Genomic DNA, 19,483 nt, shown 5'->3' with positions numbered 1-19,483 from the left:
GTTCGACATCGAGGGAGACGCAGTGGACGCAGCACGGTTGAAGGGGATCCCGGTCCTGGCGGACCTCAGCGAGGCGGAGCTCGAGGCGGTCGCCGGGCTCGCCGCGGAGGTCTCGGTTCCGGCGGGCAAGGAGCTCGTGCGCGAGGGGGACTACAGCTACGAGCTCCTGGCGATCGAGGAGGGGACCGCCAAGGTCGAGCGCGGCGGCACCGTCATCGCCGAGCTCGGGCCGGGCGACATCATCGGCGAGATGGGGGTCCTGGAGCGCAGCCAGCGCAGCGCGACGGTCACCGCGACCTCGTCGATGCTGCTCGTCACGCTCGACCGCTGGGACGCGAAGAAGCTCGCGAAGGCCGCCCCGTCGGTGGCCGAGAAGCTCAAGGCGCTCATCTCCGAGCGCAAGGACCACGCCTAGCGCGACGGCGCCGCGTCAGGCGCGCACGACGAACGTGCGCGCCACGCGGTCGCCGATCCGCTGCCGGCGCTCGCGGTCGCCCCGGGCGACGAGGAAGCCGGTCAGCCACGGCACGAAGAACGGGAACGCGTCGACGACCCACAGCAGCGAGCGGATCGCGGACCGGCCCGGACCGGGCGGCGTGCCCGCCTCGTCCACGACGCGCAGACCCAGCAGCCGCTTGCCGGGCGTCTGCCCGGTGCGGCCCTGGAGCAGCACGTAGACCAGCGACCAGAGGGCCAGGACGCCGAGCAGGTACAGCGCCGCCGCTCCGCCCTCCAGGAACCAGCGGTCGTCCCCGAGCGTGATCTCCGCGGTGGCGCTCGCCTCGACACCGCCCGTGCCGCCGGTGGCCGAGCCGCCGTCGGCGGGTCCCCGGTCGGCGATCGCGAAGAACACCGCGAGCTGCACGGCCGACAGCAGGAGGACGTCGAGGAGGTGCGCGAGGGCGCGGCGGCCGACGCGGGCGGGCTCGCTGGGCGGCATGGCCGGAGCCTAGCCGGGCGGCCGCGGGTCGGCCGAGCTACGGTGTGCCGGGTGGACGATCCCGAGACCCGTGTCGTGCACGCCGGCCTGCCGGCGCCCGTCGACGGCGCGCCGTTCCTGCCCGGACCGGTGCTCGCGGCGCCCTTCCACCTGCGCGGCGACCCCGAGCTGCCCACGCGCGAGGGCTACGCGCGCTTCACCACGCCGACCTGGGAGGCCTTCGAGGCCGCGGTCGGCGAGCTCGAGGGCGGCAGCACGGTCCTGTTCCCGTCGGGGATGGCGGCGCTGTCGGCCGCGCTGCTGAGCGCGCTGCGGCCCGGCGACGTGCTGGTCGCCCCGTCGGACGCCTACCCGGGCGTGCGTGCGGTCTGCCACGACCACCTCGAGCCGATCGGCGTGGAGTGCCGGCTCGTGCCCACCGACGAGGCGGCGATCCGCGCCGCGCTCCCGGGCGCCACCGCGGTCTGGGTGGAGAGCCCGAGCAACCCGGGCCTCGACGTCCTCGACCTCGCGCCGCTGGCCGCCGACGTCCACGCCGCCGGTGCCGTGCTGCTCGTCGACAACACGCTCGCCGGGCCGTTGCGGGTCCGGCCGCTGGAGCTCGGGGCCGACGTCAGCATGCTCAGCGCCTCCAAGCAGCTGACGGGCCACTCCGACCTGGTGCTCGGCACCGTGACCGTCCGCGATCCCGTGCGGCTCGCGGCCCTGCGGGCGTGGCGCACGACGGTCGGCGCGATCCCGGGCGCGGTCGAGGCGTGGCTCGCGCACCGCTCGCTCGCCACGCTCGGGGTGCGGACCGCCCGCCAGGAGGACACGGCCCGAGCGCTCGTCGCGGCGCTGCGCGGACGCGAGGACGTCACCGACGTCCGCTGGCCGCAGGTCGGGCCGGTGGTGTGCTTCACGCTGCGCGACGCGGCGACGGCCCGCGCGTTCCTCGGGCACTGCCGGCTGGTGGCGGAGGCGACGAGCTTCGGCGGCGTGCACTCGAGCGCCGAGCGGCGCGCGCGGTGGGGCACGGACGCGGTCGCGGAGGGCTGGATCCGGCTGAGCGTCGGCGTCGAGGCCACCGCCGACGTCGTCGCCGACGTGCTCGCCGCCCTGGACCTGGCGGGCTGACGCTCGCGAGACCGCGTTTGTGCAGCGGAACTTCGGGGCACCCCGTCCGTTGGTAGTTCAGATGCGCACCCAGAGCGGAACATCCCTCGCCGTCCTCGTCGCCGTCTGCGGCGTGTTCGGCGTCCTCGCCGCCCTCATCGGCGGCCCGGGCCTCTGATCGGCCTCATCGCGACCTGACGGGCCCGTCCCGTCGGGGCCGAGGCCTACCGTGTGCGGGCCATGCCCCGCACCGCCACCCTCCACGTCTGCAGCGACTGCGGGCACAGCGAGCCCCGATGGATGGGGCAGTGCCCCGGCTGCGGGGCGTGGAACACGCTGGTCGAGGAGCGGCCCGTCGCCGCCCTGACCGGTCGCGCGGGCGGCTCCCGGTCGGCGGCCCGCGGCGCCGCGGGCACGGCCGGTGCCGTCGCGGTCCGGCCGCTGCGCGAGGTCGAGCAGGTCCGTGTCGCACGGCTGCCCGCCGGGATCGGCGAGCTCGACCGGGTCCTGGGCGGCGGCATCGTCCCGGGCTCGCTCGTGCTGCTGGGCGGCTCGCCGGGCATCGGCAAGTCGACGCTGACGAACATGGTCATGGGGCATCTCGCGGCGGCCGGCCGCCGGACGCTCTACGTGTCGGGTGAGGAGTCCGCCGCCCAGATCCGGCTGCGCGCGGAGCGCCTGGAGACGGAGGGCTGCGCCGCCCTGGACGTGCCGGTCCTCGCCGAGACCGACCTCGACACCGTGCTGGCCACGCTCGTGGCCGAGAAGCCCGACGTCTGCGTCATCGACTCGGTCCAGACCCTCCACGCCGCCGAGCTCAGCGGCGCGCCGGGGTCGGTCGGCCAGGTCCGCGAGGTCGCATCCCGCATCATGGCCGTCGCCAAGGGGCAGGGGACCGCGGTGTTCCTCGTCGGCCACGTCACGAAGGAGGGCGCGCTCGCCGGCCCGCGGGTGCTCGAGCACCTCGTCGACTGCGTCCTGCAGTTCGAGGGGGAGCGCGAGCGGACCTACCGGACCCTGCGTGCCCTGAAGAACCGCTTCGGGTCGACGAACGAGACCGGCGTGTTCGAGATGGCGCAGGGCGGCCTCGTCGAGGTGCTCGACCCCAGCGCCCGCTTCGTCGGGGAGGCGACCCGCAAGCCCGGCAGCGTCGTGCTCGCCGCCATGGAGGGCACGCGGCCGCTGCTCGTGGAGGTGCAGGCGCTCGTGTCGCCGAGCGAGATCGTGCCGCCGCGACGCGTCTGCAACGGCATCGACCGCAACCGGCTGGCGCTCGTGCTCGCCGTCCTGGGCCGCCACGCGGGGGTCGGGACCGGCACCGCCGACGTCTTCGTCAACGTCGTCGGCGGGGTCCGCGTCGACGAGCCCGGGGCGGACCTCGCGGTCGCGCTCGCGGTCGCCAGCGCGGCGCGCGGCGTCACCGCCGGGGGCGAGGACCGGCCGCTGCCGCTCGCGTGCTTCGGGGAGGTCGGGCTCACCGGTGAGCTGCGCAGCGTCGGCCACGGCGACCGGCGCCGCCAGGAGGCGCGCAAGTTCGGCCTGGACCCCGTGATCTCGCCCGAGTCGGCGCCGACGCTGCGGCAGGCGCTGAAGGCGGCGCTCGGGGCCCCGGCGCCGAATCTCAAGACGAGCTAAGGGAAATGCGGATTCCCTGGTAGAATCGCCGTGATGGCGCAGCGTTCCAGCGATGACCCGAACGAGCTCGAGGGTCGTCAAGAACCTCGCCTCGTGAAGGCGCTGGAGATGGTCGCGCCGGGCACCGCGCTCCGCGAGGGCCTCGACAACATCCTCCACGCGCGCACCGGCGGCCTCATCGTCATCGGCGACACGGACGAGCTCAGCTTCCTGTTCTCGGGCGGCATCAAGCTCGACGTCGACTACACGCCCGCGCTGCTCTACCAGGTGGCGAAGATGGACGGCGGCATCACGCTGAACGCGAACGCGACGAAGATCGCGATGGCGAACGTCCAGCTGATGCCGGACCCGACGATCCTCTCGCTGGAGACCGGCACCCGCCACCGCACCGCCGAACGCGTCTCCAAGCAGACCGACGCGCTGGTGATCGCGATCTCGCAGCGCCGCGAGGTCGTCTCGCTCTACGTCGACGGCGCGAAGTACATCCTCGAGGACATCCCCGTGGTGCTCGCGAAGGCCAACCAGGCGCTCGCGACCCTCGACAAGTACCGCACCCGCCTGGACCAGGTCTCCACGCGCCTCACCGCCCTGGAGTTCGAGGGCGGCGCGACGCTCCACGACGTCCTCACGGTCCTGCAGCGCTCCGAGCTCGTCACCCGCATGGCGGTCGAGATCGAGCGCTACATCGTCGAGCTCGGCACCGAGGGCCGTCTCATCGAGATGCAGCTCGAGGAGACGATGGTCGGCACCGCCGCGGACAAGTCCGCGCTCGTGCACGACTACCTCGCCGAGCACACCGACGACGCCTTCGCGGCAGCGCTGGACCAGATCGGTCGCCTGCCGCACCAGGACCTCCTCGACTTCGGCCGGCTCGGCGAGGTCATGGGGTACGACCGCAAGCTCAACACGCTCGACTATCCGGTGTCGCCCCGCGGCTACCGGATCCTCGGGCGCATCCCACGCCTGCCGAAGCTGGTCGTCCAGCAGATCGTGCAGGAGTTCGGCGGGCTCGACGAGATGCTCGCCGCCACCGACGCGGAGCTGGAATCCGTCGAGGGTGTGGGCGAGATGCGGGCGAAGGAGATCCGCGAGGGCCTTCGCCGGCTTCAGGAGATCAACCTCGTGGACCGGTACCTGCAGACGTGACGCCGTACCCGGCCGCGGACCCCCGCGACCGGCTGACATTCCAAGGAGAGATCACCATTTCCGAGACGGAGCTGAACGAGGCGGAGCTGCTCGAGGACCTCGAGCCCGATGTCATCGAGAACATCGAGTTCGAGTGTGGCGACAACGTCGTCTACCCGCACCACGGCGCGGGCAAGGTCCTCAAGAAGGAGCTGCGCAAGATGTTCGGTGAGGAGCGTGAGTACCTCACCATCAAGATCCTCCACAACGACATGACCGTGATGGTCCCGTGCGAGAACGCCGGGATCGCGGGCCTGCGTCGCGTGATCGACGAGGAGACCGTGCAGAAGGTGCTGGGCGTGCTGCAGGACGACGTGTCCGAGATGCCCAAGAACTGGAACCGCCGGTTCAAGCACAACCGCGACAAGATCAAGACCGGCGACATCTACGAGCTCGCCGAGGTCGTCCGCAACCTCGCGCTGCGCGAGCACGAGAAGGGCCTGTCCACGGGCGAGAAGCAGATGTTCACCCGCGCGAAGAAGATCCTCGCGTCCGAGCTGATGTACGCGCTCGACAAGACCGAGGACGAGGCGGAGGCGCACCTCGACGCGCTGCTCGCCGAGTCCGCCGGCGAGAAGATCGGCGCCAAGGGCTGAGGCCGTGAGGACCGGGACCCAGCCACGGCGGCCCGACGGCCGCCTCCGCCGCCCCGGATGACCGCCACGGTCGCGCTCGTCGTGGCCGCCGGCAAGGGTGAGCGCCTTGGGTCCGACGGGCCCAAGGCGTTCGTCGTGCTGGGGGGCCGCCCGATGCTCCGATGGAGCCTCGAGGTCCTCCGCGCGACGGTCGACGACGTCGTCGTCGCGCTGCCGGCCGACACGCCGTTCGCCGCCGACGGGGTCCGCACCGTCCCCGGTGGGGCGGAGCGCTCGCACTCGGTCCGCAACGCGCTCGCGGCCGCGCCCGCGCAGGCGGAGCTCGTCCTCGTGCACGACGCCGCACGGCCGCTGCTCACGGCGGCGATCGTCGCGGACTGCCTGGCGGCGATGGAGGACCCGTCCGTCGACGCGGCGATCGCCGCCGCGGCGGTGACCGACACGGTCAAGGAGGCCGACCGGGTCGACGGGCAGGTCCGGGTCGCCGGGACGCTCGACCGCTCGCGGCTGTGGGCGGTGCAGACCCCGCAGGTGTTCCGCCGGTCGGTCCTCGAGCGCGTCCTGGCCCAGCCCGACGCGGTGCTCGCGGCCGCGACCGACGACGCCTCGCTCGTCGAGGCGGCGGGCGGGACCGTCGTCCTCGTACCATCACCGCGCACGAACCTGAAGGTCACGACCCCCGAGGACCTGCAGCTCGCCGAGCTGCTCCTCACCGCCCGCGAGGCCGCCACCCCCTGATGCTCACCGACTACCACGTCCACCTGCGCCCCGACGGTCCCGACACGCCGTCGTCCCGCTACTTCACGACGACCAACGTCGACCGCTTCCGCGAGGCGGCCTCCGACCGCGGCGTCGCCGAGCTCGGCGTCAGCGAGCACGTGTACCGCTTCGTGCAGGCCCTCGACGTGTGGGACCACGAGTACTGGCGCGACAGCGCGTTCGACGACCTCGACGCGTACTGCGCCTTCGTGCGCGAGGAGACCGACCTGAAGCTCGGGATCGAGGCCGACTTCATCCCCGGCCGCGAGGACCGGATGGCCAACCTCCTGGACGGGCGGCCGTGGGACTACGTCATCGGCTCCGTGCACTTCCTCGGCGACGACGCCGTCGACTACGACAAGTACGACGTGTGGACCCGGGCCGACAACGCCGACAAGGTCTGGCGCCGCTACTTCGAGGTGCTCGGGCAGGCGGCCGCCAGCGGCATGTTCGACGTCATGGCCCACCCGGACCTCGTGAAGGTCTGGGGGCAGACGCGTCCGTGGCCCGACAGGGACCTGCGCTACTACTACGAGATCGCGCTCGAGGGGATCGTCGAGGGCGGCGCCGCGTTCGAGCTGTCGACCGCCGGCCTGCGCAAGCCCGTCGGCGAGATCTACCCGTCGCTGGCGTTCCTGGAGATGCTCGTGGACGCCGGGGTCCCGGTCGCGCTGTCCTCCGACGCGCACGTTCCCGAGCACGTCGCCCACGGCTACGACCAGGCGCAGGAGCTGCTGGCCTCCGTCGGCGTGACCGAGCTGTGCGTGTTCTCCGGTCGCGAGCGGACGCTCGTGGAGATCGGGCCGACCTGATGCCCGACGCCGCCGTCCCGCGCACGGGCATTGGCTGGGACACGCACCGGCTCGTCGCCGGCCGGCCGCTGGTCCTCGGCGGGGTCACCGTCCCGTCGGAGCTGGGCCTCGACGGCCACTCCGACGCCGACGTGCTCACCCACGCGGTGATCGACGCGCTGCTCGGCGCCGCCGGGCTCGGCGACATCGGCGAGCACTTCCCCGACACCGACGAGGCGTTCCGCGGCGCGGACTCGATGGTGCTGCTGCGCGAGACGGTGGCGCGGTGCGCGGCCGCGGGCTGGCGCCCGGTCCACGCCGACGCCACCGTGCTGCTGGAGCGCCCGAAGCTGCTGCCGTACAAGCCCGCGATGCGCGCGAACCTCGCGGCGGGCCTCGGGGTCGGCGAGGACGCCGTGAACGTCAAGGCCACCCGCGGCGAGGGCATGGGGCCCGTCGGCCGCGGCGAGGGCGCCGTCGCGCAGGCGGTCGTCACCTGCGTCCCCGTCTAGGCCGATGAGCGGGCTGCTCGCCGCCACCGAGGGCGGGGCCGCGTTCGACCTCCAGCTCCTCGGGATCCTCGTCGCCGTCGCGGTCCTGCTGCTCGCCGCGTACCGGACCGCGCTGCCCTACCCGATCCTGCTCGTCGTCGGCGGAGCCCTGCTGGCGCTCGTGCCCGGCATCCCCGAGGTCGAGCTCGCCCCCGAGCTCGTGCTCGTGATCGCGCTGCCGCCGCTGCTGTACTCGGCGGCGTTCTTCTCGTCGCTCAGCGACCTGCGCGAGAACGTGCAGCCGATCGCGCTGCTCGCGGTCGGCGCCGTGATCATCACGGTGCTCGGCGTCGCCGTCGTCGCGCACACGATCATCGACGGCCTGTCGTGGGAGGCGGCGTTCGTGCTCGGCGCGGTGCTCTCCCCGACGGACCCGGTGGCGGCGACGGCGATCGCGGGCCGGGTGGGGGCGCCGCGGCGGTTCGTGTCGATCGTCGAGGGCGAGTCGCTCGTGAACGACTCGACCGCCCTGATCTGCTTCAAGTTCGCGGTCGCCGCGGCGGCGGGCGGCAGCTTCTCGCTGATGGAGGCCTCCGGCGCTTTCGTCTGGGGGGCGGTCGCCGGCGTGGCGATCGGCCTCGCCGTCGGCTGGCTCGTCGCGCAGCTGCGCGCCCGTCTGGACGACGCGCCGACCGAGATCACGATCTCGCTGCTCACCCCGTACTTCGCGTACCTGCCCGCGGAGGCCGCCGGGGTGTCCGCGGTGCTCGCCGCCGTCGTCTCGGGCATCTTCCTCGGCTTCCGCTCGCCGCACCTGATCACGCCGCAGACGCGGATCCAGGCGTTCGCGGTCTGGGAGATCGTCGTCTTCGTCCTCAACGCGATGCTGTTCGTGCTGCTCGGCCTGCAGCTGCCCGCGGTCGTCGAGGGCCTCGAGGGCTACGGGGCGCTCGAGCTCGCCTGGTACGCGTTCGCGGTCACGGCCGCGGTCGTGGTGCTGCGGTTCGTCTGGGTCTTCCCGATGACCTACCTGCCGCAGAAGCTCTGGCGGCCCCGCTCCGGGCGTCCGGCCCGGCGCACGCCGCCGTGGCAGTACCCGCTGCTCGTCAGCTGGACCGGCATGCGCGGCGCGGTCTCGCTCGCCGCGGCGCTCGCCATCCCACTGGAGACCGACGCGGGCGAGGCGCTCCCCGGCCGCGAGATCGTCGTCTTCTGCACCTACGCGGTGATCATGGCGACGCTGCTCGTGCAGGGGCTGTCGCTGTCGTACGTGATCCGCTGGCTCGGGGTGGAGGAGGACGGCTCACGCCACGCCGAGCACGAGGCCCGGGCGCGGATCGCCGCCGCCCGCGCCGCGCTGGAGCGGCTGGAGCAGCTCGAGGCCGAGGACTGGGTGCGCCGGCCGACCCACCAGCGCATGCGCGGCCTGTACGAGTTCCGCATCCGCCGCTTCGAGGCGCGCTTCGACGACGAGGACGACGGCGACATCGAGCGCGGCTCGCTCGCCTACCAGCGGCTGCGCCGCGAGGTGCTCGACGCGGAGTACGCCGAGATCATCCGCCTGCGCAACCGCGGGGAGATCGACGACGAGGTGATGCGGCGGATCATGTACGACCTCGACCTGGAGCACACCCGCCTGGAGATCTAGGCATCATCGGGGGTCATGCCGCGCGAGATCCACCTGCACGACACGAAGTCCGGGCGCCTGGCCCGGCTCGAGCCCCGGGAGCCCGGGAAGGTCGGGATCTACGCCTGCGGACCCACGGTGTACGCGCGCATCCACCTCGGCAACGCGCGGCCGTTCGTCGTCTTCAGCCTGCTCAAGCGGTTCCTGCAGCACGAGGGCTACGCGGTGACGTTCGTCGCGAACGTCACCGACGTCAACGACAAGATCTACGCCGCCGCGACGGCCGCCGGGGTCCCCAGCGAGCAGCTCGCCGCCGAGATGACCGCGCACTACGAGGCCGACACCGACGGCCTCGGGCTCGGCCGGCCCGACCACGAGCCGAAGGTCGTCGACACGATCGACGGGATCGTCGACCTGATCGCCGCGCTGATCGAGCGCGGGGCCGCCTACGCCGCCGAGGGCGACGTCTACTTCCGCGTCCGCGCCGACGGCGACTACGGGTCGCTGTCGCACCGCCAGGTCGACGACATGAACCAGGGGGAGGGCGGGGACGGCCTGCACCTCAAGGAGGACCCGCTGGACTTCGCGCTGTGGAAGGCGCAGAAGCCGGGGGAGGACACCGCCTGGGACGCCCCCTGGGGCCGCGGCCGTCCGGGCTGGCACATCGAGTGCTCGGCGATGGCGGAGGAGATCCTCGGCCTCGGCTTCGAGATCCACGGCGGCGGCAACGACCTGACGTTCCCCCACCACGAGAACGAGGCGGCGCAGACCCGCGCGGGCCGCGGCGAGGAGCTCGCCCGGATCTGGATGCACAACGGGATGCTGCAGATGGCCGGGGGCGGCGAGGACGACAAGATGTCCAAGAGCGCCGGCAACATCGCCCTGCTGCCCGACGTGCTCGAGCGCTACGGCCGCGACGCGGTCATCGCGTTCTTCTGCAGCGCCCACTACCGCCAGCCGCTGAAGTACACGCCCGAGGCGATGGAGCAGGCGCAGGCCACGGTCCGCCGCCTGCGCGAGCTCGGCCGCCGCCTGACGCCCGGCGCGTCGCCCGCCGACCTCGCGGGCGAGCGGGAGCGGTTCTTCGCCGCCCTCGCCGACGACTTCACGACGCCCGAGGCGCTCGCCGCCGTGTTCGCCTGGGTGCGCGAGGCCAACCGGCGCCTGGACGCCGGCGAGGCGGTCGGCGCGGACGACCTGCGGGCGATGCTCGACGTGCTCGGGCTCGCGAACGTCCTGGACGCCGCGGGCGACGGCGACGGGCCGGACGCGGAGGCCGCGGCGCTGCTGGCCCGGCGCGAGGAGGCGCGCGCGGCACGGGACTGGGCGCTGGCGGACCGGCTGCGCGACGAGCTCGCCGCGCGCGGCTGGGTCGTGCGCGACGGGGCCGGCGGCGCCGAGCTCGTGCGGGGCGCGTGATGGCGGCCGCGGGCCGGGGTGGCGGCGGACGGGGCGGGTCGGGCCGCGGCGGCGGGTCGGGCGGCGGACGCTCCGGCGGTGCCGGAGGCCGTGGTGGTGGTGCAGGCGGTCGTGGCGGCGCCCCGGGCGCGGGACGCTCCGGCGGCTCGCCGGGCGGCCGCGGCGGTGCCGGCGGCGGTGGCGGCGCGCGCGGCGGCGGCTCTGGGGGTCGTGGCGGCGCGGCGGGGCCCCGGGGCGGCGGTCGTCCCGGTGGCGCGGGAGCGCCGGGCGGACGGCCGGGCGGTCCCGGTGGTGGTCCGGGCCGTGGCGGTCCGGCCGGGCGCGGCGGTGGACGTCCCGACGGCGAGGCGCGGGGACCGGGCGGCCGGTCCTGGGGCGAGGAGCGCACGGCTCCCGACGGGCGGCCGATCCTCTACGGCCGCAACGCGGTCCACGAGGCGCTGCGGGCGCGGCGCCGGCCCGTGCACCAGATCTGGGCGACGCAGTCGACGCTGCGCTCCGAGGGCTGGCTGCAGTCGCGGACGGTCGACGTCGTCGACGCCGACGAGCTGACCCGCCTGGCGGGCACCGACGCCCACCAGGGCGTCTGCGCGCGGGCCGACGGCTACCCCTACGCCGACGCCGCCGGCTTCCTGGCCGCCGAGGCACCGCTCATCGTCGCGCTCGACGAGGTGCAGGACGTCCAGAACCTCGGGGCGATCGCGCGCACCGCGGAGTGCGCCGGGGCGACCGGGCTCGTCATCCCCGAGCGGCGCTCCGCCGAGGTGACCCCGGCGGCGGCGAAGGCGAGCGCGGGCGCGGTCGAGCACCTGCCGGTGGCGCGCGTGCGGAACCTCGCGGACTTCCTCGCCGACGCCAAGGCGGCGGGCTGCTGGATCTACGGGGCGGCCGGCACGGCGGAGGCCGTGCCGTGGACGACCCCGGACTACGCGGGCGGGATCGTGCTCGTGATGGGCGCGGAGGGGACCGGCCTGCGCCCGCGGGTCGCGGACTCCTGCGACGCGCTCGTGGCGCTACCGCTGGCCGGCCGGATCTCGTCGCTGAACGTCAGCGCGGCCGCGGCGGCCCTGCTCTACGAGATCGTGCGGGGACGCACGACCTCCGCGTAGTCCTGCGTCTGCAAGGACGCGTGCATTCCGTCCACCGCCCTTGACAAGGGCCCATAACCGCCATAGGTTCGCGCCACATCACGTTCAACCTGAGGTCGAGCAATAGCGAGCTTCAGGGAACATTCAGTTTCAGATGGCGCCAGGGGAGGAGTGCGTCACTGAGTTACTCCGCCTGCCCGGAAGCACCTGCTGACGGGCACGAAAGGACTACTCGTGGCACGTCTCTCCGCAGCAACTCAGGGTCAGGTCCAGGTCGACGACCACTACCTGATCGCCCTCGCCAAGCAGGGCGACCCGCTCGCCTACGACCGCATCGTGCGCCGCTACCACGGCTTCGTGCGGATGAAGGCCTCGTCGTACTTCCTCGCCGGTGGCGACAGCGACGACCTCATCCAGGAGGGCCTCGTCGGCCTCTACAAGGCCGTGCGCGACTACCGCTCCGACCGCGAGTCGAGCTTCCGCAACTTCGCCGAGCTCTGCATCACCCGCCAGATCATCACCGCGGTGAAGACCGCGACGCGCAACAAGCACAGCCCGCTGAACCAGTACGTCTCGTTCTCGCAGTCGCCGGCCAGCGCCACCGAGGGCGAGCCGACGCTCGAGGAGGTCATCCCGGGCCCGACCGTCAACGACCCGGTCAACCAGGTCATCAGCTCCGAGGAGCTGCAGGCGCTCGTCTCGTGCCTCTCCTCGGTCCTCAGCGAGCTCGAGTCGCGCGTGCTCTCGCTCTACCTCGACGGCAACAGCTACGAGGCGATCGGCGAGCGGCTCGGCTGCGACGCCAAGACCGTCGACAACGCGCTCCAGCGCGTGAAGCGCAAGGTCGGCACGCACCTCGTGTCGCGCAACGTCATGAACTAGCGCGCCCCGGTCGGCGTGCGCCGAACGTGATGTCAGGCCGTGCCCGGGTCGGGGAGACCCCGGGCCGCGCGCCGACCGGAGCCCTGGACGCCCTACCATCCGGAGCGTGAGCGTCCTTGCCGTCGTGCTGATCGTCGTCGCCGTCGTGGTCCTGGGGCTGTTCGCCGGGGGCCTCGTGGGGGCGGCCCGTCGCGCCCGTTCGACCGAGGGCGCCCTGCGCGCCCGCCTCGAGCGCGCCAACGAGGAGCTCGCGCTCGCCCACGCGCAGGACAAGGGCTGGGACCGCGCGACCATGGAGGCCGCGGCCCGCGAGGTCCACGCCGCCGCCGGCGGTGGGCCGATCGACGAGCTGCATCTCGTCCAGGTCCTCGACCTCCCGGGGACCGACGCCGACGAGGCGGTCTTCCGCGTCGTGTCCGGCGGCGCCGAGACGCAGGTCGCCCTCGGGCGCCGGGACGGCGCCTGGGTCGCCCGCTGACCCGCGCGGCGTCGCCGGCTCAGGCCGCGTCGAGCGCGGCCCAGCCCGCCCAGAGCGCACCGAGCGCGACCCGCAGGTCGTCCGCCCCGATCGCGTGGTCGGGGGAGGCCAGGCCCTGCAGCGCGTGCCCGTCGATCAGGGCGAGGAACGAGGGGCCGGCGCGCTCGGGGTCCGCGATGCCGGTGGCGCGCAGCGCCGCGACGGCGACGTCGACGTAGCCCTGCACGCAGTCGCGGGCGACCGTGCGCAGCGCGGGGCGGCGCGTCGCCTCGAGGTACAGCTCGAACTGGGCGGTCGTCTGCGTCCGCGACATCGGGTCGCCCGCGTCGTCGTCGCCGAGCAGCTCGACGGCGAACAGCGCCGCGATCTCGTCGACCGTCCCGACCCCGCCGTCCAGCCGCTCGGCCAGCGCGCGCAGTCGCTGGACCTCCTCGCGGACGAACAGCAGCAGCGCCTCCTCGAGCAGCTCGTCGATCGAGCTGAAGTAGTAGGTCGTGGTGGCGGGCGGGACGCCGGCCTCCTCGGCGACCGCGCGGTGGGTCGTCTGGCCGACGCCGCGCTCGCCGATCACGCGCAGCGCCGCGCGCAGCAGCTCCTCACGCCGGCGCTCCCCGCGGGCCCGCCGCGTCTTGACCTCCGTCCCCACGCGGCGAACCTAGCAGCAACCTGGACAAACGTCCAAGGTTCTTCTACGGTCGCGCGGTGCGCACCATGATCGACCGGGACGGCCTGCGCGGGACGGTGGAGCTGCTCGCCGCGATCGAGCGGCCGTCGGCCTCCGACGGCGAGCGCCGCGCCGCGACCTGGATCGCCGACCGGCTGCGCGAGGCGGGCTGCGCGGTCGAGGTCGACGAGGAGACCGCCTACGGCGGCTACGCCCGCTCGCTCGCCGGGCAGAGCGCCGTCGGCCTGCTCGCCGCCGGGCTCGCGGCCACGCCCCGCCCGCGGACGCGGGCCCTCGGGGCCGCCCTCGGCGTCGTCGCGACCGCCGGGATCGTCGAGGAGGTCAGCAACGGACCGCAGCTGTTCCGCCGCCTGACGATGCGCCGCCGGCCCACGCAGAACGTCGTCGCCGTCACCGGCGACGCGGAGGCCGACCGCACGCTCGTCGTGCTCGCCCACCACGACGCCGCCTCCACCGGTCTCGTCTTCGACCAGTCCGGCCACCGTGCGTTCGCCGCCCGCTTCCCCGGCGTCGTCGAGCGCATCGACACCTCGCTGCCGCTGTGGTGGCCGGTCGTCGCCGGGCCGCTGCTCGCCGTCGCCGGCGCGCTCGGCGGCCGCCCGCGTCTCGCCCGCGCGGGCGTCGGCCTCGGCGCGCTGTCGGTCCTGACCTTCGTCGACATCGAGCGCAGCCCGACCGTCCCGGGGGCCAACGACAACCTCACCGCGGTCGCGGCGCTGCTCGCCCTCGCCGCCGCGCTGCGCGAGCGCCCCGTCGACGGGCTGTGCGTGATGCTCGTCAGCTGCGGGGCGGAGGAGAGCCTCCAGGGCGGCATCCGGGCGTTCGCCGCCCGCCGCTTCCCGACACTCGACCCGGACCGGACCGCGGTGCTGAACCTCGACACGATCGGCTCGCCGCACCTCGTGATGCTCGAGGGGGAGGGCCCGTTCGTCATGGAGGACTACACCGACCCCGCGTGGCGCGACCGGGTCGCCGCCGTCGCCGAGCGCATCGGCGTCCCGCTGCGCCGCGGCCTGCGCGCCCGCACGAGCACCGACAGCGTCATCACCAGCCGCGGCGGCTACCCGACCGCCACGATCGCCAGCGTCGACGACACCAAGGCGCTGTCGAACTACCACCTGATGAGCGACACCGCCGCGAACGTCGACTACGACACGGTCGCCGACGCGACCGCGCTCGCCGAGGCGCTCGTGCGCGACCTCGCCGCCGAGCGCCCCGCCGCCTGACGGCGCGACGGACCGCGGCCCGCTCAGCCCGCGCCCGGAAGCGGCCCGGCGTCGACGAGCTTGCCCGGGTTCAGCACCCCCGTCGGGTCCAGGCGGGCCTTCGCCGCCCGCAGAAGATCGAGCCCGAGCGGCCCGACCTCGGCGCCCAGCCACGGGGCGTGGTCGCGGCCGATCGCGTGGTGGTGGGTGATCGTGCCGCCGGCCGCCGCGATCGCGTCGCCCGCCGCCGCCTTCACGGCGTGCCACTGCTCGAGCTCGGCCCCGTCCTCCTGGGCGGCGACGAACGTGAAGTACAGGCTCGCGCCGGTCGCGTACACGTGGGAGACGTGGCACATGACCAGGGGCGGGGTGCCACGGTCGCGCAGCGCGCGGCGGATCGCCGCGCCGACCGCCCGGTACAGGTCGAGGAGGTCGCCCCAGGTCGTCGCCGTCTCCAGCGTGTCGACCAGGACGCGGCGCGTCAGCAGCTCGTCGCGCAGGTACGGGCCGTGGAAGCGGCCGTCGCGCCACTTCTCGCCGGCCCGCGAGCCGAGCGCCACGCCGCCGTGGTGGCGGACGACCGGGTGGACCCGGGCGCGCTGGTCGGCCACGCCGTCGGCGCCGCCCTCGAAGCCGAGCGTCAGCGTGCAGCCGTGCGCGCGTCCGCGCGCGGCGAGGTAGGCCCGGCCGATCTTCGCCGTCGACGAGTCGCCCGCCATCGCGAGCTGCAGGCGCGTCTCCTCCTCGTCGGAGAGCCGCGACACGGCCGGGGCGATCCCCGCCTGGCGCAGCTCGCGCAGCGTCTCGATCCCGGCCGCGAGGTCGGGGAGCGCCCAGACCTCGTAGCGCGCCGTCGTGGGGCGCGGCCGCACGCGCACGGTGACCTCGGTGATGACCCCGAGCGTCCCCTCGCTGCCGACCAGCAGCTCGCGCAGGTCGGGGCCCGCGGCCGTCCCGGGCACGGCCGAGGTGGCGATCGTGCCCGACGGGGTCGCCACGCGCAGGCCCGCGACGAGGTCGTCGATGCGGCCGTACCCGGTCGATGCCTGGCCGGCGGAACGGGTCGCGACCCAGCCGCCGAGGGTCGAGAACTCGAAGCTCTGCGGGTAGTGGCCGAGCGTCAGGCCGTGCTCGGCGAGCAGCCGCTCGACCTCCGGGCCCGTCGTCCCGGCGCCGACCGTCGCCAGCTGCGAGCGCGCGTCGACCTCCCGCACGAACGAGAGCCGCGCGAGGTCGACCGTGACCACGGCCGCGTGGTCGGGGCCGCGCAGCGCCTCGACGCCGCCGACCACGCTCGTGCCGCCGCCGAACGGCACCGCGGCGACGCCGTGCTCCGCGCACGCCGCCAGGACCGCCGCGACCTCGTCGTGGTCGCCCGGGTAGACGACCGCGTCCGGGGCGGACGGCACCGTGCCCGCGCGCAGCCGCACGAGGTCCGGGTAGCTCTTGCCCGCGGCGTGCAGGACCCGCGTGGCGTGGTCGTCGCGCACGTGCGCCTCGCCGACCGCCGCGACGAGCGCCGCTCGCGCCTGGTCGGTCAGCGTCGCGGCCGGGAGCCGGACGTCCTCGAGCGCAACGGGGGGCCGTGGGGTCGCGTCGGCGGCGGCGTCCCCGAGCTCGCGGCGCAGGAGCTCGAGCGCCCCCGCGGGCAGCGGCTCGTCGTGGCCGTCGGTGCCCCAGCCCCAGAACCGCATCCGCGGCGCGGTGGGATCGGCGGCCGGGCCGGTCCCGACCGGCGTGACCGATCGCTCGGTGATCGCGGTGACCGCCGGGACGGCGGTGTCGGTGCTCATGCGCCGACCCGCGCGCGCGGCGCGGTCGCCGGGACGGTGGCGGCGAGCTGCGGCAGCAGCCGGGCGGCGGCGTCGTGCAGCGCGTCGCGCCAGGCCGGGACGAGGCCCGCGCGGGTCCGCCGGTCCAGCACGTCGGCGAGCGTCATCGCGCCCTCGCTGCGGGCGGCGAACAGCAACTCCGCCCCGGTGACCGGCACCTCGGGCACGAGCGGCCGCAGCAGCTCCGGGCGCCCGTCGGCGAGCGCGGCGACCGCGGCGGCCTCGGTGCCGTAGCGACGCGGCAGCCGCGCGGGCAGGTCGCCGCGCGCGACCGCCGACCCGGCAGGGGGCGCGCCGACGAGGGGCAGCGCCGCGGTCCGGCACGGCCCGGCGGCGACGCCCGGCCGGGCCGCGATCACGTCGACCGCGTCCTGGGCCATGCGCCGGTAGGTGGTGAGCTTGCCGCCGACGACGGTCACCAGGCCGGTCGTCGCGTCCTCGAGGACCGCGTGGCGGCGCGAGACGTCGGCGGTGGCGCCGTCCGCTGCGCCGAGGTCGAGCAGCGGGCGCAGCCCGGCGAAGCGCCCGACGACGTCCTGCGGGCCCAGCGGGGTGGCGAGCGCGCGCGAGACGGTCTGCAGCAGGAAGGCCTCGTCCTGCGCGGTGACCGCCGGCTCGTCCGGGATCGGGCCGGCGTGCGCCTCGTCGGTGAGGCCGACGAGCACGAGCCCGTCGGGCCGCGGGTGCAGGAAGACGAAGCGGCCGAACGCCCCGGGCACGGGCACCGACACCGACGCGGCCGGGTCGCCCAGGCGTGCGGCCGGGACGAGCAGGTGCGCGCCGGCGCTCGGGCGCAGGGCGAGGCCCGGGTGCAGGGTGTCCGACCAGACGCCGGTGGCGTTGACGACGTGCCGGGCGCGCAGCGCGAACCGGTCGCCGGTGAGCGTGTCGCGCACGGTCGCGCCGCCGGAGCGGACCTGCTCGACCTCCGCGTAGGTGACGATCCGCGCGCCGTGCGCCGCCGCCGTGCGGGCGACCGCGACGACCAGCCGGGCGTCGTCCTCGAGCTGCGCGTCCCAGTGCAGGTACGCCCCGCGGAGCCCGTCGGGATCGAGGGCCGGCGCCCAGCGCAGGGCCTCGGCGGCGGTGATCCGGCGGGTGCGCGGCAGCTGCTTGGCGCTGGTGCCGGCGGCCGCGCGCATCGCGTCGCCGAGCCGCAGCCCGGTGGCGGTGAGCGCCGCCTCGGTCCGGGAGATGTCGGGGGTCAGCGGGACGGTGAACGGCAGCGGCCGCACGAGGTGCGGGGCGATCGTCTCGACGATCCGCGCGCGCTCGGTGGCGGACTCCCAGGCCACGCCGACGTCCCCGGTGGCCAGGTAGCGCAGGCCGCCGTGCACGAGCTTCGTCGACCAGCGCGAGGTCCCGTGCGCGAGGTCGTGGCGCTCGACGAGCGCCACGCTGAGCCCGCGGGTGGCGGCGTCGAGGGCGACGCCGGCGCCGGTGATGCCGCCGCCGACGACGAGGACGTCGACCTCGTGCCCGTCGGCGAGCGCGTCGAGGTCGCGGCGGCGGCGGTCGGCGTCGAGGTGGGGGGAGCGCTCGGGGCGGTGCATCAGCGGCCTCCGGTGGTGGTCGGCGGGTCGGGGCGCAGGTAGCCGTCGAGCATCCGCTCGAGCTCCTGGCAGGTGCGGGCGCGCTCGGGCGCCGTGTACGCGTGGGCGGCCAGGACGTGACCGCGGAGGGTCAGCTCGATCGTCGCCGCCAGCCGCGCCGGGTCCTCGTCGCGGATCGAGCCGTCGTCGATGCCGGCCTGGACCTGGACGGCGAGCATCGCGAGGCCGGCCTCCTGCACGCCGCCCAGGCGCTGGGTGACGTAGGGGAGGACGAGCTCGGGGTCGATGTCGAGGATGCGCCGCCAGAGGTCGTTGGAGGCGATGTCCTCGGCGCCCTGCACGGCGGCGCGCACGAGGCGGGCGCGGGCGGGCTCGAGGTGGGCGGCGGCGAGCGCGGCGTCGCGGACGACGCCGGTGAACTCGCGGGTCATGAGTGCGGCGATCATCGCCGCGACGTCCTCGAAGCGGCGGTAGAGCGTCATCCGGCTGACGCCGGCGCGGCGGGCGACGTCGGTGGCGGTCGTGCGGCGCACGCCGACGGCCATGACGCAGGCGCGGACGGCGTCGAGGTACGGGTCGTCGGCCGGGTCGGTCCGGGTGTGGTCCAGCTGCTGTGCGTGACGCTGTGACATCCCGCGTCAAACTGTAACACCCCCCGGTCGGGGGGTGGGCGGGCGTCAGCCGGCCGCGTCGGCGCCCACCGTGCCGAGCGGCGGGGCGAGCTTCGTCGCCCCGGGGCCGGGGCGGGGGGTGACCTCGCGCGGGTCGAGCGGCTCGCCGCAGCACGAGCACGTCACCACCGGCTCGGTCACCCGGCCGCAGCCGTCGTGCACCAGCTCGACGGGCGGGCCGTGCACGAACCCGGCGTGCTTGTTCCCCCAGGCCATGAGCATCGCGATCGCGGGGTAGAGGTCCATGCCGGCCTCGGTGAGCCGGTACTCGTGCAGCGTGCGGCGCGCGTGCTCCTCGTAGGCGCGGCGCTCGAGCACGCCGACGTCGACGAGCCGGTTGAGGCGGTCGGTGAGGATGTTCCGCGCGACGCCGGTGGCGCGCTGGTACTCCTCGAACGTGCGGCAGCGGAAGAACGCGGCGCGCAGGATGCTGATCATCCAGCGCTCCCCGAGGATGCCCGCGGTGCGCGAGATGGCGCAGTTGGTCTCGAAGAGCTCGTCGTGTCGCACGGACCGATCGTAGCGCCGTCCGACCGCGCAGTTGCGAAACG

General features: G+C 74.9%; 20 protein-coding genes. 14 read left to right on the top strand and 6 right to left on the bottom strand.

Annotated features, from left to right (window positions below):
• Positions 1-37 precede the first annotated feature (37 nt).
• On the top strand, positions 38-415 hold the full coding sequence (locus C7Y72_RS16265; protein ID WP_154734795.1) for a cyclic nucleotide-binding domain-containing protein: 378 nt from the start codon (positions 38-40) through the stop codon (positions 413-415).
• Positions 416-430: 15 nt separating this feature from the next.
• Here the strand turns inward: C7Y72_RS16265 and C7Y72_RS16260 are convergent, their stop codons facing one another.
• Positions 431-940, bottom strand: a complete 510-nt coding sequence (locus tag C7Y72_RS16260; protein WP_107570226.1) for an RDD family protein — start codon at positions 938-940, stop codon at positions 431-433.
• On the opposite strand from C7Y72_RS16260, the gene C7Y72_RS16255 reads away from it, so the two are divergent.
• From C7Y72_RS16255 to C7Y72_RS16200, 12 genes are all read left to right on the top strand, one after another.
• Entirely contained in the window at positions 893-2,056 is a 1,164-nt protein-coding gene (locus C7Y72_RS16255; RefSeq protein WP_431844377.1) for a PLP-dependent transferase, read from the top strand. The genes C7Y72_RS16260 and C7Y72_RS16255 overlap by 48 nt on opposite strands.
• A 219-nt stretch (positions 2,057-2,275) precedes the next feature.
• A complete protein-coding gene (gene radA / locus C7Y72_RS16250; RefSeq protein WP_107570224.1) occupies positions 2,276-3,670 on the top strand; it encodes a DNA repair protein RadA in 1,395 nt (464 codons plus the stop codon).
• A 33-nt stretch (positions 3,671-3,703) separates the two neighbouring features.
• Positions 3,704-4,816 (top strand): DNA integrity scanning diadenylate cyclase DisA, encoded by a 1,113-nt coding sequence (gene disA, locus C7Y72_RS16245; protein WP_107570223.1) that lies wholly within the window; start codon positions 3,704-3,706, stop codon positions 4,814-4,816.
• A complete protein-coding gene (locus C7Y72_RS16240) occupies positions 4,813-5,451 on the top strand; it encodes a CarD family transcriptional regulator (protein WP_233243904.1) in 639 nt (212 codons plus the stop codon). The genes disA and C7Y72_RS16240 overlap by 4 nt, the downstream gene beginning before the upstream one ends.
• A 57-nt stretch (positions 5,452-5,508) precedes the next feature.
• Positions 5,509-6,189, top strand: a complete 681-nt coding sequence (ispD, locus tag C7Y72_RS16235) for a 2-C-methyl-D-erythritol 4-phosphate cytidylyltransferase (protein WP_107570222.1) — start codon at positions 5,509-5,511, stop codon at positions 6,187-6,189.
• Positions 6,189-7,022 carry a histidinol-phosphatase gene (locus C7Y72_RS16230; protein ID WP_107570221.1) on the top strand — a complete coding sequence of 278 codons (834 nt, stop codon included), beginning with the start codon at positions 6,189-6,191 and terminating at the stop codon, positions 7,020-7,022. The genes ispD and C7Y72_RS16230 overlap by 1 nt, the downstream gene beginning before the upstream one ends.
• A complete protein-coding gene (gene ispF / locus C7Y72_RS16225) occupies positions 7,022-7,513 on the top strand; it encodes a 2-C-methyl-D-erythritol 2,4-cyclodiphosphate synthase (protein ID WP_107570220.1) in 492 nt (163 codons plus the stop codon). Before C7Y72_RS16230 ends, ispF begins: the two co-directional genes overlap by 1 nt.
• 4 nt (positions 7,514-7,517) lie before the next feature.
• A complete protein-coding gene (locus tag C7Y72_RS16220; RefSeq protein ID WP_107570219.1) occupies positions 7,518-9,140 on the top strand; it encodes a Na+/H+ antiporter in 1,623 nt (540 codons plus the stop codon).
• Between the two features lie 15 nt (positions 9,141-9,155).
• Entirely contained in the window at positions 9,156-10,538 is a 1,383-nt protein-coding gene (gene cysS, locus C7Y72_RS16215; protein ID WP_107570218.1) for a cysteine--tRNA ligase, read from the top strand.
• A gap of 407 nt (positions 10,539-10,945) precedes the next feature.
• The gene (gene rlmB, locus C7Y72_RS24000) at positions 10,946-11,647 is read left to right on the top strand and encodes a 23S rRNA (guanosine(2251)-2'-O)-methyltransferase RlmB (protein WP_107570396.1); all 702 of its coding nucleotides are present in this window, start codon (positions 10,946-10,948) and stop codon (positions 11,645-11,647) included.
• A 213-nt stretch (positions 11,648-11,860) separates the two neighbouring features.
• On the top strand, positions 11,861-12,508 hold the full coding sequence (gene sigH / locus C7Y72_RS16205; RefSeq protein ID WP_107570217.1) for an RNA polymerase sporulation sigma factor SigH: 648 nt from the start codon (positions 11,861-11,863) through the stop codon (positions 12,506-12,508).
• Positions 12,509-12,614: 106 nt separating this feature from the next.
• The gene (locus tag C7Y72_RS16200) at positions 12,615-12,986 is read left to right on the top strand and encodes a hypothetical protein (protein ID WP_107570216.1); all 372 of its coding nucleotides are present in this window, start codon (positions 12,615-12,617) and stop codon (positions 12,984-12,986) included.
• A gap of 19 nt (positions 12,987-13,005) precedes the next feature.
• Here the strand turns inward: C7Y72_RS16200 and C7Y72_RS16195 are convergent, their stop codons facing one another.
• Positions 13,006-13,632 (bottom strand): TetR/AcrR family transcriptional regulator, encoded by a 627-nt coding sequence (locus C7Y72_RS16195; RefSeq protein WP_107570215.1) that lies wholly within the window; start codon positions 13,630-13,632, stop codon positions 13,006-13,008.
• Positions 13,633-13,697: 65 nt separating this feature from the next.
• Between C7Y72_RS16195 and C7Y72_RS16190 the strand changes: the two genes are divergently transcribed.
• Complete coding sequence (locus C7Y72_RS16190) at positions 13,698-14,897, top strand: M28 family peptidase (RefSeq protein ID WP_107570395.1); 1,200 nt, start codon at positions 13,698-13,700, stop codon at positions 14,895-14,897.
• 23 nt (positions 14,898-14,920) lie between these two features.
• Here C7Y72_RS16190 and C7Y72_RS16185 read toward each other — a convergent pair whose 3' ends face one another.
• The 4 genes from C7Y72_RS16185 to C7Y72_RS16170 are packed head-to-tail and all read right to left on the bottom strand — an operon-like array spanning position 14,921 to position 19,442.
• On the bottom strand, positions 14,921-16,669 hold the full coding sequence (locus tag C7Y72_RS16185; protein WP_233243902.1) for an FAD-binding oxidoreductase: 1,749 nt from the start codon (positions 16,667-16,669) through the stop codon (positions 14,921-14,923).
• Positions 16,666-18,261, bottom strand: a complete 1,596-nt coding sequence (locus C7Y72_RS16180; RefSeq protein ID WP_107570214.1) for a glycerol-3-phosphate dehydrogenase/oxidase — start codon at positions 18,259-18,261, stop codon at positions 16,666-16,668. The genes C7Y72_RS16185 and C7Y72_RS16180 overlap by 4 nt, the downstream gene beginning before the upstream one ends.
• Positions 18,261-18,893, bottom strand: coding sequence for a TetR/AcrR family transcriptional regulator (locus C7Y72_RS16175; protein ID WP_107570213.1), 633 nt, complete (start codon positions 18,891-18,893; stop codon positions 18,261-18,263). Before C7Y72_RS16175 ends, C7Y72_RS16180 begins: the two co-directional genes overlap by 1 nt.
• Before the next feature lie 45 nt (positions 18,894-18,938).
• Positions 18,939-19,442 carry a winged helix-turn-helix transcriptional regulator gene (locus tag C7Y72_RS16170; protein ID WP_107570212.1) on the bottom strand — a complete coding sequence of 168 codons (504 nt, stop codon included), beginning with the start codon at positions 19,440-19,442 and terminating at the stop codon, positions 18,939-18,941.
• Positions 19,443-19,483: the final 41 nt, after the last annotated feature.

This window comes from Paraconexibacter algicola (assembly GCF_003044185.1).
Taxonomy (GTDB): Bacteria; Actinomycetota; Thermoleophilia; order Solirubrobacterales; family Solirubrobacteraceae; genus Paraconexibacter; species Paraconexibacter algicola.
This window is presented reverse-complemented; position numbering and strand designations above follow the sequence as displayed.